Source organism: Melioribacter sp. Ez-97, assembly GCF_051488665.1.
Taxonomy (GTDB): domain Bacteria; phylum Bacteroidota; class Ignavibacteria; order Ignavibacteriales; family Melioribacteraceae; genus Melioribacter.
The window spans coordinates 42544-58408 of the sequence record NZ_JBPSEG010000011.1 but is presented as its reverse complement, the minus strand read 5'-3'; the positions used below and the strand labels follow the sequence as shown (position 1 = coordinate 58408).

The 15865-nt window shown below is 41.3% G+C and carries 12 protein-coding genes; 6 read left to right on the top strand and 6 right to left on the bottom strand.

The features are described from left to right. Nucleotides 1-27 precede the first annotated feature (27 nt). The 6 genes from ACSSWA_RS11945 (at nt 28) to ACSSWA_RS11920 (ending at nt 6069) form a co-directional block, all read left to right on the top strand. A complete protein-coding gene (locus tag ACSSWA_RS11945) occupies nt 28-933 on the top strand; it encodes a PfkB family carbohydrate kinase (RefSeq protein WP_437356805.1) in 906 nt (301 codons plus the stop codon). A 10-nt stretch (nt 934-943) separates the two neighbouring features. Beyond that, nucleotides 944-1945, top strand: a complete 1002-nt coding sequence (mtnA, locus tag ACSSWA_RS11940; protein WP_437356844.1) for an S-methyl-5-thioribose-1-phosphate isomerase — start codon at nt 944-946, stop codon at nt 1943-1945. Then, the gene (gene recO, locus ACSSWA_RS11935; protein WP_437356804.1) at nt 1938-2675 is read left to right on the top strand and encodes a DNA repair protein RecO; all 738 of its coding nucleotides are present in this window, start codon (nt 1938-1940) and stop codon (nt 2673-2675) included. Before mtnA ends, recO begins: the two co-directional genes overlap by 8 nt. A 14-nt stretch (nt 2676-2689) precedes the next feature. Continuing rightward, nucleotides 2690-4195, top strand: coding sequence for a Do family serine endopeptidase (locus tag ACSSWA_RS11930; RefSeq protein WP_437356803.1), 1506 nt, complete (start codon nt 2690-2692; stop codon nt 4193-4195). An 84-nt stretch (nt 4196-4279) separates the two neighbouring features. Continuing rightward, on the top strand, nt 4280-5491 hold the full coding sequence (gene aroC / locus ACSSWA_RS11925; protein WP_437356802.1) for a chorismate synthase: 1212 nt from the start codon (nt 4280-4282) through the stop codon (nt 5489-5491). Further along, the gene (locus tag ACSSWA_RS11920; protein ID WP_437356801.1) at nt 5488-6069 is read left to right on the top strand and encodes an MBL fold metallo-hydrolase; all 582 of its coding nucleotides are present in this window, start codon (nt 5488-5490) and stop codon (nt 6067-6069) included. The genes aroC and ACSSWA_RS11920 overlap by 4 nt, the downstream gene beginning before the upstream one ends. Nucleotides 6070-7463: 1394 nt before the next feature. On the opposite strand, the gene ACSSWA_RS11915 is transcribed toward ACSSWA_RS11920, so the two are convergent. The 6 genes from ACSSWA_RS11915 to ACSSWA_RS11890 are packed head-to-tail and all read right to left on the bottom strand — an operon-like array spanning nt 7464 to nt 15801. Further along, nucleotides 7464-9548, bottom strand: coding sequence for a heavy metal translocating P-type ATPase (locus ACSSWA_RS11915; protein ID WP_437356800.1), 2085 nt, complete (start codon nt 9546-9548; stop codon nt 7464-7466). A 16-nt stretch (nt 9549-9564) separates the two neighbouring features. Then, the gene (locus ACSSWA_RS11910; protein WP_437356799.1) at nt 9565-9912 is read right to left on the bottom strand and encodes a hypothetical protein; all 348 of its coding nucleotides are present in this window, start codon (nt 9910-9912) and stop codon (nt 9565-9567) included. A gap of 29 nt (nt 9913-9941) precedes the next feature. Beyond that, the gene (locus ACSSWA_RS11905) at nt 9942-10283 is read right to left on the bottom strand and encodes a P-II family nitrogen regulator (RefSeq protein ID WP_437356798.1); all 342 of its coding nucleotides are present in this window, start codon (nt 10281-10283) and stop codon (nt 9942-9944) included. A gap of 57 nt (nt 10284-10340) precedes the next feature. Continuing rightward, entirely contained in the window at nt 10341-13439 is a 3099-nt protein-coding gene (locus ACSSWA_RS11900) for an efflux RND transporter permease subunit (protein WP_437356797.1), read from the bottom strand. 15 nt (nt 13440-13454) lie between these two features. After that, a complete protein-coding gene (locus ACSSWA_RS11895) occupies nt 13455-14438 on the bottom strand; it encodes an efflux RND transporter periplasmic adaptor subunit (RefSeq protein ID WP_437356796.1) in 984 nt (327 codons plus the stop codon). Then, a complete protein-coding gene (locus ACSSWA_RS11890) occupies nt 14431-15801 on the bottom strand; it encodes a TolC family protein (protein WP_437356795.1) in 1371 nt (456 codons plus the stop codon). Before ACSSWA_RS11890 ends, ACSSWA_RS11895 begins: the two co-directional genes overlap by 8 nt. Nucleotides 15802-15865: the final 64 nt, after the last annotated feature.

Below are 15865 nucleotides of genomic sequence, written 5' to 3'. Positions count from 1 at the left end.
TTATATAAACAAAAAAAGGTGATAACTGTGAGTTTACTCGTTGTCGGTTCAATCGGTCTGGATGATATCGAAACGCCGTTTGACAGCGTTAAAAACGCTCTGGGCGGTTCTACTACTTATATTTCTTTGGCTGCAAGTTATTTTACGGCTCCGGTAAGTATTGTAGGCGTAGTCGGAGACGATTTCGAACAGCGTCACGTCCGGATGCTCGAAAATCATAATATCGATCTGGAAGGACTTCAGATAGTAGAAGGCGAAAAAACGTTCCGCTACGGCTGTAAATATCATTACGATTTAAATGTGAGGGATTCGCTTTTTACTCATTTGAACGTGTTTGAACATTTTAACCCTGTTATTCCAGAACAAAAAAAGAAAAGCAGTTTTGTTATTCTGGGCAACATATCTCCGGCGCTGCAGCTCAAAGTTCTGGATCAATTAACCAATCCGAAATTTGTAGTATGCGACACGATGAATTTTTGGATTGAAGGAGCTAAAGATGATTTGTTGAAGGTATTAAAAAGAGTCGACGTTTTGATTATCAACGATTCGGAAGCGAGACTTTTAACCCAACAGCCTAATTTGATTAAAGCGGCTAAGATTATATCGGAGATGGGTCCGAAATATTTAATAATCAAAAAGGGCGAACACGGCGCATTGCTTTTCGGAGACGATTCGATATTTTCAGCTCCCGCTTATCCTATGGAGGATATTAACGATCCGACTGGAGCGGGCGACGCTTTCGCAGGCGGCTTTACCGGATATCTTCATAAAAATCGCGACCTGAGTTTCGACAATCTGAAACGCGCTGTAATTTACGGCAGCGTAATGGCGTCCTTCTGCGTTGAAAAATTCAGCACTAAAGGATTGGAAGACCTGAGCTATCTCGAAATCCAGAATCGTTATTTCGAATTCAAAGAACTCTCGAGTTTTTGATATGAAAAAAATCGAAGCCGTAAAATTCAAAGACGATAAAATTATATTAATCGATCAGACAAAACTTCCCTTAAAAGAAGAATATATCGTAACGGATGATTACGAAAGGATTGCAACAGCAATCGAAAGGCTCGAAGTCAGAGGCGCTCCGGCTATCGGCGTTACAGCCGCCTACGCTCTCGCTCTTTCCGTAAAAAATAAAAACGTTGACGTCGAGGAAGAATTTAATAAAGCGTACGAACGTTTGAAAGCAACGCGCCCGACGGCAGTTAATCTGTTCTTCGGATTGGATGCGATTAAAAGCGAATTCGAAAAACATAAAAACGATTCGCAGCTCTATTCGAAATTAATAGATGCCGCCCGGAAAATTCATCAGGACGATATCGAAATGTGCGAAAAAATTGCGCTCAACGGTTTGTCGATTTTCGACCGGAAAATGAGAGTTCTTACGCATTGCAATACCGGCGCATTGGCTACGGGCGGAAGCGGCACGGCTTTGAACGTCATACGTCACGCACATTTTAATGGCTTTGTGGAATACATCCATGTGGACGAAACCCGCCCTCTGCTTCAGGGCTCCAGACTCACAGCGTGGGAACTCGATAAACTTGGAATCCCTTTTTCTATTAATACGGATTCAACGGCGGCGGTCTTAATGAAAGAAAAAAAAGTCGATCTGATAATTACCGGAGCCGACCGGATTGCAGTAAACGGCGATACGGCTAATAAAATCGGGACGTATAATCTCGCCGTCCTTGCGCGTCATCATAATATTCCGTTTTATATTGCGGCGCCGACATCTACTATCGACAGACATTGCCGGAACGGCAACGAAATTAAAATCGAATTGCGCAGTAAAGATGAATTGGTTAAAATAGGCGAATGCCGTTTTACATCCGACGCTTACGACGCGTACTGTCCCGCATTCGACGTCACGCCAGCAGAATTGATTACGGGAATTATTACGGAAAAGGGCGTATTTAGAAATCCTTACAGTTTAGAGAATGTCTGAAATTATTAAAACCGACGCCGTTGTGCTCAATAAACTCAATTACGGGGACACCAGTAAAATAGCGCATCTCTTTACCCGCGATTTTGGGAAAATGTCGGTCATCGTAAAAGGAGCCCGCTCGCCTAAATCGAAAATCGGCATGATTGTCGACACGATGAATATCATTCAGGTTATTATCTATAAAAAGGAAACCAGGGACATTCAATTAATCAGCGCCGCGGATTTATTGAAACATTTTCCGATAATCAAAGAAGATTTCGAAAAGATGAAATATGCCACCGCTGTAATAGAGTTGCTAGTTCAGTTGACGGCGGAGCTGGACCCACACCCGAAACTATATGACGGTACGGTCAGGATATTCGAATTGATAAACAGTCCCGAAAAAAATCCGAAATTTTATTTCGCAAAATATTTTCTTTTCTTTATCAAAGAAATCGGTTATCAATTCCCGACTACTCATTGTTCCGTTTGCAACAAGGAGCTGACAGCCGATATGCAGGTTAATTATAATTACGACACGGGAATAATGTGCGAAGTGTGCGGCAAAGACAGGATGAGTCATTTCAGATTTACAAAGGAACTTTTCAATTTACTACAGTGTCTAAGCACAAAAAATAATAATATTAAATACAGCGACAGGGAGCTCGACACGCTGATAATGTTGCTCGAAAAATTTTTAAAATATAATATCGATGAATTCAAGGGACTCAGGTCGCTAAAAATATTTTAACAGGAGGAAATAAAATGAATAAAAAAAATCTGCTGGGTACTGTCTCTCTAATATTAATCGGAATTGTTTTCGGAGCCGTTTTGGTTTCGGGATTCGGGTGGGTTCGTCCCAGTTATGCCGACGTTCAGATTGGCGCCGATAAAGCTCCGATAGTCAATCTGGACCCGCAAGCCGCGGCTTTCAATAACGCATTCATTGCAGCAGCCGAAAAAGTAACCCCTTCAATCGTACAAATAACCGTTGTGACAACTGTAAAAAATAAACTGCCCGAAGAATTTCACTTCTTTTTCCCGTTCAAAGACGACATTCCGCGCGAACAGCAGGGAGGAGGCAGCGGAATTATTATTTCGGAAGACGGATATATCCTGACCAACAATCACGTCGTTGAGGACGCCAAACAGGTTACCGTTACATTGCACGACAAAAGAGAATTCGAAGCAGAAATTGTCGGCACCGATCCGTTGACTGATTTGGCTGTTATCAAAATAAATGCAAAAGATTTACCGGCGGCTTATCTGGGCGACTCCGATAATATTAAAGTCGGTCAGTGGGTTATGGCAATCGGAAACCCGCTGTCGCTTGCCTCGACCGTTACAGCCGGAATTATCAGCGCTAAGAGCAGAAACATTAATATTATCCGGGACCAGTACGCAATCGAAAATTTCATTCAAACCGACGCTGCAATCAATCCGGGCAACAGCGGAGGAGCTCTGGTCGATTTAAACGGCGCGGTTATCGGAGTTAATTCCGCGATTGCAACCGACGGCATTACTCAAAGGTATATCGGTTACGGATTTGCAATACCGATTAATCTTGCAAAAGCGGTAGCAAGAGATTTGATTGCAAACGGAAAAGTAAGCCGCGGTTATATCGGCGTTCAAATTTCGGAACTCGACGCTCAAACTGCAAAAGCTATCGGGCTCGACGAACCGAAAGGCGTGCTTATTCAGGATATTGTTAAAGGCGGCGCGGCTGAAAAAGCCGACATAAAACAAGGCGACGTTATTCTTAAAATTGACGATAAAGAAGTTAACGTGCCGAGCGAATTGCAGTCGTATGTAGCTTCTAAACGTGCAGGGGACGAAGTTAAATTAACCCTCTATCGGGACGGCAAGAAAATCGAAAGGTACGTTAAACTGAAAGCTCGCGACGACGACAATTCGTCCGATAACGTTAAGGCTTCGGATAAAGGTAAATCGAAAGGTAAAATCGAAAAGAAGGAAATTAAATTCGATAACGTGGGTATGACAGTCAGAAATATGACAGAAGACGAATTGAAAGAGTACAAAGTTGATAACGGCGTTCTCGTCACCGAAGTTAAAAACTTCAGTAGAGCTTATAACCAGAGAATCATCCGTGGCGTGGTAATTACCGAAGCCGACAGAAAGCCGGTTAAAACCGTAGGAGAACTTGAAGAAATATTCGATGAAAATAAAGGTAAAGCCGTGCTTCTTAAATTGGTCGACAGTCAGGGTAATTCCCGCCTTGTAGGTCTTGAAATTCCTGATGAAGATGAATAATAAAATTCAGTTTAACCGAAAAAAGCGTCCATTATTGGGACGCTTTTTTTTATATTTACGGATCAAAAAAACAGGGCTGGTTAAATGATTGATTTTGTCACTGCAGGCGAATCCCACGGAAAAGCTCTTGTAACCGTTGTTAGCGGATTCCCCTCGAATATCGAAATTTCTCCTGAATATATAAACGAACATTTGAAGAGACGTCAGGCTGGTTACGGACGGGGTCTCAGAATGAAAATTGAAACGGATAAAGCCGAAATACTGTCCGGCATTCGACATGGCAAAACTCTCGGTTCGCCGATTTCAATGGTAATCTGGAACAAAGACTGGGAAAACTGGACGGATAAAATGAATCCCGAACCGGTCGACGTTCAGATCGAAAAAATTTCGATTCCCCGTCCGGGGCACGCAGATTTGGTCGGTGTAACGAAATATAATTTCGACGATATACGGAATTCGATCGAACGTTCGAGCGCGCGCGAAACGGCGGCTCGCGTGGCAGCCTGTTCGGTAGCCAGAAAATTTTTGAGCGAGTTCGGCATTCACGTCGGAAGTTTCGTTGAGAGTATAGGCGGAATTTATCCGAAAGAAAATTTTATAGATAAATTCTTTGCCAATAAAATAAATTCTAATTTTTCGGCGGAAAAATTGAACAGGATTTCGGATAAAAGTCCCGTAAGGGTCTTGGACAAAGAGCATGAAGATAAAATAATACGACGTATAAAACTGGCAAAGAAAAAGGGCGATACGTTAGGAGGAACCTTCTACGTAGTAATAACCGGAATGCCGGCGGGCGTCGGAAGTTTTGTGCATTACGATACTCGTCTTGAAGCCGAACTTGCTCATTCTATAATGTCGATACAGGCGGTTAAAGGCGTTGAAATTGGCAGGGGATTCAAGATGGCAGATGAATACGGCTCGGCGGTGCACGACGAGATCGTATTGAAACGAGGAAAGATCAGTCGCAAAACAAACAATGCCGGGGGAATAGAAGGAGGAATTTCAACAGGATTGCCGATAATTATAAGAGCTGCAATGAAACCGATTGCCACACTCATGTCTCCCATCGGTTCGATTGACTTATCGAAAATGAAGAACATAAAAGCTCGCAGAGAAAGAAGCGACTTTGTAGCCGTGCCGGCATGCGCCGTTATTGCCGAATCGATGGCAGCATGGAGCGCGGCAAAATTGTTTCTCGAAAAGTTCGGCGGCGATTCGATCGAAGAAACCAGAGCGAATTTTTTGAATTATACCGGACAATTGGAAAAAAGACTCAAAGAAAATTTTAATAAATGATATCGGTCAAAAAATTCGTATTCAATCCCTTCGCGGAGAATACATACGTAATCTGGGACGAATCAACGCTCGACGCCGCGATTATTGACCCGGGCTGTTCGAATCGGCAGGAGAAAGAAATATTAACGGATTTTATCGAATTGAACGGCATTAAACTCCGTTACCTTTTTAATACTCATTGCCATATCGACCATATACTGAGCAACAGATTTGTGCGCGAAAAATTTAATCCGAAATTCTACGCACCGGAAAAAGATTTATTTCTTCTCGATTTAATGAAGGAAGTTGCCGCAAGTTACGGAGTGGAATTTGAGGAATCTCCGGAACCAGATTTTTATATCGAAGAAATTCTCGATCTCAAAATCGGCAGCTCTCAAATGAAATTCATTTTCACACCGGGGCACACTCCCGGCGAATACTCTATTTATCTGCCTGAAGAAAAGTTATGTTTTACCGGAGACGTTCTCTTTCAGGAAAGTATCGGAAGAACGGATTTATGGGGCGGCAATTACGAGAGTAAGAAGCAGAAACAAAAAATGGCTATAGCCACATTTTCATTAGTAATTATTAAATTGTAAGATTATTTTTTTAATACTAATTACACAATCATCAATCTTCGGGGAGGATTGATGAGTTGGGTCAGAGTGGTGATACACTTCGTATTTTCAACAAAAAATTTTATAAAAACATTTAGACCTTTGGAAGTGAGTAAAAAAATTATTTTATCACATCCTCGAAAATGCAAAAGAAAAGGAAATATTAATTGATTCATTAAGCGGATTCGAAGATCATATTCACTGTTTGATATCGCTATCAAAAGATATTTTAATTAGCAAAAAATGCTGTTTATTAAAGGAGAAAGCTCTCATTGGTTTAATAATCAAGATTTTGTGAAATAGTCGGGCAGGATGATTATTGGGCTGTTAGTGTAAGTGATAGTCATCTTGGGAATGTGAGGAATTACATCAAGAAGCAGGATAAGCATCACAGAAGAATACCTTATGAGAACGAGGTTGATACTTTTATAAAAAAGTGTGGTTGGAAAAGATTTATAGACAAATAATAAATGGGGGCTAAAGCCCACAGTTTTTCTACTCTTTTCTTGTGAATAGTTCCCACTTTGGCAAATTTTGAATCTCGTATAAAAATAATAGGATGGGAGTAAATTTTATCCATCGCATTTAAAATTTCATCGTAGTCTGAGAGCTCTGTTAAACGTTCATATTCAAAACTCACATATCCAAAATATTATTTTTTAATGAATGAAAATAGAAAAATGATTTTCCCGCCCTACGTTGACCAATTATTACGTTTATAAAGCCGGATTCAATATTTAGCTTCTGTTCCCTCAGAATGCAGCTTGATGAAAGTTGATTTTCCCGTTCATTTTTCTGCTGAAATATTGCATCGTTTAACATAAGCTACACCAAAAGTTGTAAAAATTGCTGTATAATGAAAGCGACAACACACAATATATTCAAATATTTTAAAGCAAATTAATTTTTTTAGATAGTAAATTCTTTCCGCCGAATTCAGTTTATCTAATCTTGCCTTAATCTTATCCTTATCCGAAATAATAGTGGCGGCTTTATCTATCTCTAAATTCGGGAATTCTTTTTTGGCGAATTGAATTTTATCCGCGTCGCTGTAATTGCCGGGGCACGCGTCAACAGCTTTTACAATTTTAAGCTCAATTTCCTTTCGCAGAATTTCTTACAATCGCGGCCTTATCCAATATGCCTTCGGGAGCATTAAACTGTACGTAAGCGTCGTTTATACTCTTTCTCTCGTCAATCATCTTTTTGGATTGATTCTATTTCTCCTTTAAGTAGTGAAGATGATGCTTAAACTGCTATATTTCTTCGTGAAGTTCCATGCTTCCATATCAAATAATTCATTCTACTATAGTATCAAATATTAAGAGATAATCCAAATCAAAACAGAATGAACGTAATCTTACGAACAAAGGAATTTATTCTGTTGATTTCAATACTCTCGTCGCGTTTAGTATTGCAATTAAAGCCACTCCCATATCGCCGAAAACCGCTTCCCACATCGTCGCTATTCCGAATGACGCCAGCACGATAAACAAAAGTTTTATTCCCAATGCAAAAAGAATATTCTGCCATACAATTCTTCTGGTTTTCTTTGCAATTCTAATTGCTGTCGGAACGCTCGACGGAGTATCGTTCATCAGAACAACGTCTGCGGTTTCTACGGCGGCGTCGGAGCCGAGAGCGCCCATTGCAATCCCGACGTCGGCGCGGGCAAGTACCGGAGCGTCGTTTATTCCGTCGCCCACAAAAGCCACTTTCTCATCTTTACCCGATTCGACTATGAATTTTTCAATAAATTTCACTTTATCTTCCGGAAGCAATTCGGCATAAACTTCATCAATATTAAGTTTACGGGCAATTGTTTGTGCGGCAAAAGCATTATCGCCTGTCAGCATAACGATTCTTTCTACACCAAGCTTTCTCAATTCTTCAATAGCCATAGCTGCGTCTTCTTTTATCGTATCGGAAATTACAATGTAGCCGGCATATTTCAAATCCACGGCAACGTGAACGACTGTTCCTTCCACGTTACATTTGTCATGCTTAATATTATTAGTGTGAAGCAGTTTGTCATTTCCAGCTGTTATAATTTTATCTTCAACTTCGGCTTGAATACCTTGTCCGGCAATCTCCGTTACATTACTAATTATTGATAACTCTATATTATCATCGTACGCTTCCATAATTGATTGTGCAATGGGATGATTGGAATTTACTTCTGCATGAGCCGCATACTTCAACACTTCTTCTTTATCGAACCCGTTCCGGGGAATGATTTCAGTAACCTTAAACTCTCCTTTTGTAAGAGTTCCGGTTTTGTCGAAAACGGCGGTTTTAACCGACGTCAACGCATCTAAATAATTTGAGCCTTTCACTAAAATTCCTCTTCGGGACGCACCCCCGATTCCGCCGAAATAACCGAGAGGAATACTAATAACTAACGCGCATGGACACGAAACGACGAGCATTATCAAAGCTCTGTAAATCCAAACCGAAAACATCTGCCCTTCGACCAAAAGAGGAGGAAGGACGGCGGCAAGTAACGCCCCAAAGACCACCGCCGGCGTGTAATAACGCGCGAACTTTGTGATAAACTTCTCCGTCTTTGCTTTTTTTGTGGTTGCGTTTTCCACCAGATCTAAAATTTTGGTAATTGACGATTCCCCGAATAATTTCGTCACTTCCACAGTCAAAGTACTAGATTTGTTAATCATTCCCGCCATCACACTCTCGCCTTCTTCAACCGAACGGGGCACAGATTCGCCTGTGAGAGCAGATGTATCTATCATTGAATTCCCTTCAATTACTTTACCGTCCAACGGTATTTTCTCGCCGGGCTTAATTAGTATTTTATCGCCGACAAGCACATCTTCGGGTGACACTTCCTTAACCTCACCGTTAGCCAAGAGATTTGCATGGTCCGGACGAATTTCCAGCAAACTTTTAATCGATCTGCGGGAACGGCTTACTGCAAGGTCTTGGAAAAACTCGCCTACATTGTAAAAGACCATAACGGCTACTGCTTCGGGCATCTCGTGAATTGCAAACGCCCCAAGCGTGGCTACGGACATGAGGAATTGCTCGTTAAATACTTGTCCTTTCACTATATTTATTCCCGCCGACTTCAAAACGCCCCACCCGCTAAAGAGATAAACGGTTACAAACACCGCGTATTCCGCAATGTTATACGGCGTGTTGTGCAAAGAATCCTTAAAAACAATTCCGAGCAGAAGGACGGAAATAACGGAAAATATTTTAAGTAATTCTCCTTTTATATTGAACTCTTCCTCCTCTTCGCGTTCCTCGTCCACTATCTCAACTTCCGCCTCTATTTCTTTTATCTTCTTTTTAACTTTATCCAGATTGTCAGTGTCAATTTGAATAGAAGAATTGGCAAAATTAACGGAGACAAACTTTACTTCTTCCAATTTCGCAAGGCCGTCTTCAATTTTGGAAGCGCACGAAGCGCAGCTAAGATTTTTAATTTTATACTTTTTCATCTTTACGGCTCAATTTTTATTTAATAATTTTAACGCTCGCGGCATTAAAATCGCTGCCGTGCAAATGCCCGAGCAGCTCCACTATTTCGGCGTTAATTATTTCCGGAGGAGCCGGTTCGCTCAATTTAACGTTTACCGCAACTCCGTTTTTATCTTTCGCTCTGAAAGAAATTATTCTCCCGCCGGCGTTTCTACCGAAACCGTTCTCTTTGACAATCATAACGTTTACGGTTTGATTAATCTCGCTGGCTCCGAATTTCGATAAATCTCCCAGCTCGTCGGTGGGCGCGAAATAGCTGAAATAAATAGACACGAATAGAATAGCGCCCAAAGCCGGAAGCGTCATTTTTTGAAGTGATTTCATTTGTACATCCTTTCTTCGATATGGAATTGTTATATCGCGTCTTCGCCGCGTTCGTTTGTTCTTATTCTTATCGTGTCCGCCACTTCAATCACAAATATCTTACCGTCGCCCGTGTTGCCCGTGTGCGCGGTTCTTTGAATGACGTCCACAACTTCGTTTACGATGTCGTTATGAACCACGAGTTCTATTTTCACCCGTTTGATGTAATTGTGCAAACCGTCGCGGAACGAATCCTCCGCGCCTTTTGCTCTCGACCTGCCGAAGCCTTTAATTTCCGAAATAGTGAGTCCCGGCAAACCTTCTATCTTTTGAAGAGCCGTTACAACATCGTCCAATTTGAAAGGTCGTATAATAGCTTTAATTTCTTTCATTTGCATCACCTTAATTTTTTTAATAAACGCGGCGGAAATAAATCCGCCGCCGAAAAATTATAATTCGCTCTCCTGCGGTTTAATGGAGAACCATTTGTAAAGAGCCGGAAGAACCAGCAGCGTTAAAATAGTTGAAGTAAACAATCCGCCCACAACAACCGTGGCGAGCGGTCTTTGCACTTCGCTTCCCGTTCCGGTTGCAACCAAAAGCGGAATCAATCCGAGCGCGGTTGTGGCTGCGGTCATCAGAACCGGACGTAGTCTAAGCTTCGCGCCTTCTATGGAAGCTTCGTCGACGTCCATTCCTTCGCGCATTAACTGGTTGAAGTAGGTTACCAGAACCATTCCGTTTTCGAGCGCGATGCCGAAGAGGGCAATGAATCCGACAGAGGAGGGAACGGATAAATTCTGATTGGTAATCCAAAGCGCTATTATTCCCCCCACAAGCGCGAGCGGAATATTCAACAGTATCAACAGCGAATTCTTCAACGAATTGAAACTGGAAAAGAGAAGGAAGAAAATTAGCAATAGCGTAATCGGTATTACGATGGCGAATCTTTTGTTCGCTTCCTGCTGCAAGCGGAATTGTCCGCCCCAGACTGTGTAATAACCGACGGGTAAATCGATATTCTTTTCAATTGCAGCTCGACTCTCTTCCACGAAAGATCCGATATCTCTATCGATCACATTACATTGAATGGTAATGAACCGCTGATTTTGTTCACGGGTAATTTGCCGCGGTCCTTCAATTTCTTCAATTGTTGCCACTTGACTTAAAGGAACACGTAATCCGTTTGGTGAGGGAATTAACAAGTTAGAGATTGCTTGTTTATCGCCTCTGAATTCGGGAGCGAAACGCACGAAGATATCAAATCGTTTGATGCCTTCGAATATTTGTCCCGCGATCTCACCGCCGATTGCGGTTCTTATTACTTGCTGAACATCGGATAAATTCAATCCGTACCTAGCAATTGCATGCCTATCAACCGTAATTTTCAATTGAGGCTTTCCGCTCACCTGATCCACTTGAATATCCGCGGCTCCTCTTATTTCTCTGAGAAGTGCAGATATCTCTTCAGCTTTTTTCTTTAACAGAATCAAATCGTCGCCGAACAATTTAACCGCCAGTTCCGCTCTAACTCCTTCCAGCAATTCATCAACAGTCATTCTGATGGGCTGAGTAAAGTTGAACAGTACGCCCGGCATGCCTTCAACTTCTTCTCGGATTCTTGCTTCAATGCCTTCTTGATCGAGACCTTCTCTCCATTCTTCTTCAGGTTTCAATAATACATACATTTCCGCGCTGTTAATCGGGTCTGTATGCGCTCCGACTTCTCCGCGCCCAATTCTGGTGACCGTTCCTTGCACTTCGGGAACCCGCATTACCCGCTTTTCGGCAAGGAGGGTAATTCTTTTACTCTCTTCCAATGAAATGGAAGGAGCCATAGACAAACGGACGATTAGTGTTCCTTCCTGAAGCGTGGGTGTGAATTCCGAACCCAGTTTGGGATATATCCATGCGCCCAGGAGCAAAAGTATTATCGAAACAATTATTGCTGCAATTCTTCTCTTGACGAAAAATTTTACAAACGGTGTATAAATTTTTATTAAAATGCGAACTATCCAAATGTCTTTAGGTTTTTTACTATCATTCTTTTTCCGTTTTGTTTTTAGAATGAAAGACGAAACTACCGGAGCAATCAAAACGGCAAAAAGCAAAGAGCCGAGCATCGCTAGTGCAATTGTGAAGGCCAAAGGTCTAAAAGTTTTTCCTTCAACTCCATGTAGAGTGAAAAGCGGAATGAAAACAGTTATAATTATGATAATTGCAAAAATAATCGGCCGCAGAACTTCCTTGCTTGCTTTGGATACTATATGCAAAAATGGCTCGTCGGGGTGTTTCCTCTTCAATCTGTCGATGTTTTCAACAAGTACAATGCTTGCATCCACCATCATGCCGATAGCAATTGCGAGACCTCCGAACGACATTAAATTGACCGACAATCCTAAATACTGCATCCCGATAAATGCAACCATAATCGAAAACGGAATTGAAAGCGCAACAACAATACTTGGACGCAGCGAGCCCATAAATAGCATCAATATTAACGCAACGAGAATTATACCTTGAATCAACGCATCTGTAACGGTTTTAACGGCTGATTCTACAAGTGTTTTCTGTTCGTAATAAGGCACGAGTTTTATTCCCTCGGGCAGAGTTTTGTTTATTTCCGCCATTTTCTTTTCCACGGCGCCTATTACCGTAGAAGAATTTGTGCCATATAATTTGACCACCATTCCGGCTACAACCTCTTCAATTCCGTTTCGTGTTTGGATTCCCCGTCTTACTGCCCCGCCGATTTTAATATCGGCTATTTCTTTAAGGTAAACCGGTGTGCCGTCAACCGATTTAACCACAATATTTTCCAAGTCTTGAACTTTGGTTGCAAGTCCTACCGAACGGACGAGGAATTCTTCGGCATCTTTTTCGATAAAAGAAGCTCCAACGTTTAAATTATTCTTTTTTATAATTTCAACGATATCGTTTACAGAAAGATTATATCTTAGAAGTCCGTTAGGATCTACAACAACATGGAACTGCTTTTCCCAACCGCCTATACCGAGCACTTCCGTCACACCGGGTACGGTTTGCAATTGGAATTTAATCAGCCAATCCTGGATGGTTCTTAATTCTTCTAATGTATATTTGCCTGTTTCGTCTTCCAAATAATAAAAAAGAATTAAACCCATTCCTGTTGAAATGGGACCCATCTGCGGATCGCCGAATCCAGCGGGAATTTGTTCTCGCGCTTCGGTGAGTCTTTCGTTTACAACCCTCCTGGCAAAATAGATATCTGTACCGTCTTCAAAATAAATATTTACAACGGAAAGACCGAAATTCGAAACAGAACGAATCGATTTCAAATTCGGAAGTCCGTTCATTGCCACTTCGATAGGGAAAGTAACATACTTTTCAACTTCTTCCGGAGCTAGGCCTTCGGTTTGAGTGAATACCTGCACCAGCGAAGGGGAAACATCAGGAAAAGCATCAATAGGCAATTGCTTGTAGCTGAAATAACCGCCTGCCATCACAAATAATCCTACAACAAGCACGAGGAGGCGGTTCTTTAACACAAAATCTATTAATTTATTCATAAATCTTCCTCCAAGTTAGTGTCCGTGTCCGCCGAACGATTCTTTTAATATTTCGGATTTGAAATTATATGCGCCTTTGGCTACGTATTTATCGCCTGGGTGCAAACCGTCGAGGATTTCCACAAATTTACCGTTCTCATCTCCAATGGAAATAACCTGCGGCCGAAAGCCTTCCTCTCCTTTAATAAAAACAACTTTCTGACCTTCCAAAATTTGAATCGCGTTTTTCGGTACGGCTACATCAACCTTTTTAAAAGAAGTAACAACTTTTGCGGAAACAAACATACCGGGTTTCCAAACGCCTCGGGAGTTGTCGAGTTTTACCCTTGCAATCGCCGTTCTGGTTGCTTCATCTACAGTTGGGCTAATGTAGAATAATTTCCCTTTAAAAACTGTATTACTGTGAGGAGATGTAATTTCAACAGTTTGCCCGACTTTAACTTCGCCTAGGTTTTGCTGGTAAACGTTTAACTCTGCCCAAACCGTCTTTAGGTTGGCAATCTTAATAATATGCTTATCGTCCCCGATTAATTCTCCAGGAGTCATATGAAGTTCCAATATTGTTCCGTCAATTGAGGAAGTAACATCGTATTGAACGAGTGATTCGTTGCTTTCTATTACTGCAATTTTATCTCCTTTTTTCACCTCGTCGCCGATTTTTTTATAAATCGCTTTTACGATACCGCCGAATCTTGGAACTATGTGAGCCACTTCATAGGGGTTGGGGACAATTTCTCCCGTAAGATCCCTGTGAACAAGTAATTTACCGGGACCGGCTGTTTTGACTTCAATCCCGAATTCTTTCATTACCTTATCTGAAATATTAATTATTTCGGAATGTTCTTCTTCTGATTCGGAGTGTTCGTTCTTGTGCCTGGTCTCGGTAACTTCCGAAGTGTTAATATTTTCATGATCTGAAATGTTATCCAAAAGAATAATCGTGGCAATTCCACCTATAATTATTCCTGCAATTAAATAGATTAAATTCTTTTTATTCATTTTCTTGCGTCCTTGCTTTAACTTCAAAATCTAACTTAGTTAACGTCAATGCTTCCAGTTCTATAATGTTTTGATTGTACTCGGCAACCGCTTTTATGTATTGCGATTCGAGCTCAAATAAACTACGCTGCGCATCGAGCACATCGAGAACCGTAAACCGACCGACCGAACTTCCTTCGTTTATAATCTTAAAAGCATCTTTAGCACTCGGTATAGACTCCTGCTCAAGTTTTTCAATCATCGAACCGAATGCTTTTATGTTGTTATAGAGAAATTTAAGTTTGGCTTCAGCCGAATTGATTGCGCCGACGAACTCGTATTTAACTTGATTCTCCCTTATCATTGCTTCCTGAATATTCCCTTTGTTATCGTCGAAGATTGGCAAAGGAATGGAAGCCCCGAGAACGAGAACATTATCGCTCGTTTCGTTCAATCTTCTTATACCGAGTGAAACGGAAAGATCGGGAATTACCTTGGCTTTTTCGAGTTCAACCGCCGCTTTAACGCGCTTCATTTTTGTTTTGAACTGCGCCAAAGAAGGAGAGTTCAATATCAATTCTCTCAGCGAATCTAAATTGGGAATGTCGTATCTTAAGTTGCATATATTTTCTACCGAGGTAAATTGAAGATCCGGTTTGCCGAGCATGGCTTTAAGCCTTGCTTTTTCGGATGCTAGTTGCATCTCAGTGTTTTGAATTTGAATTTCGAGCGATGTGGAAATCAACGAAGCTCTCGAAGCTTCGGCGGGAGAAATTTTCCCCGCTTTTATTCTTCTTTCAAGATTCAGCAAAAATTCTTTGGAAATTTTGAGCAATTTCTTATTCAATTCATTTTGATGTTGAAGCGAGGAAATTTGAGTAAAGGACTTTCGAATCTCAGAGATAAGATTCAGTCTATCTTTCTCCAATTCCCACTTTGCAAGATTGGAATTGATTAATTGAACTTTCTCCGCTTTACTTAGTCTTCCGCCGAGAACAAAGTCCTGAGTTATAAAAAATGTATTCTCTCCGGCGTTAAATCCGCCAAAATCACCGGAACCGAGGACGTTCTCAAAATCAATTTCCACAATGGGATTCGGATATAATGCGGCTTGCAGAGCCGCCGCTTGGAAAGCGCTGATTTCGAGTTTTTTAGATTTTAAGCTGGGATTGTTCCTTAATCCGATAATTATCGCATCTTGTAATTTCAGAGTTTTGTTTGAAGCTTTTTCACTTGCGGCAAGCGAGTCAATACAGCTTTCCCCAAGAAATTCTCCGTAGAATTTACTTATCGAAGAAGTCTCCTGTGCCGTAGCGGTTCTTAAAGGAACAAATATAGAAATCAATGTGAAAATCCCGCTCATTATTAAAATTTTACTATACATAATGAGTATCCTTACCTAATATTTTTTTAAAATGGTGTAATTTGCGCGGCCGTAAAACGCCGCT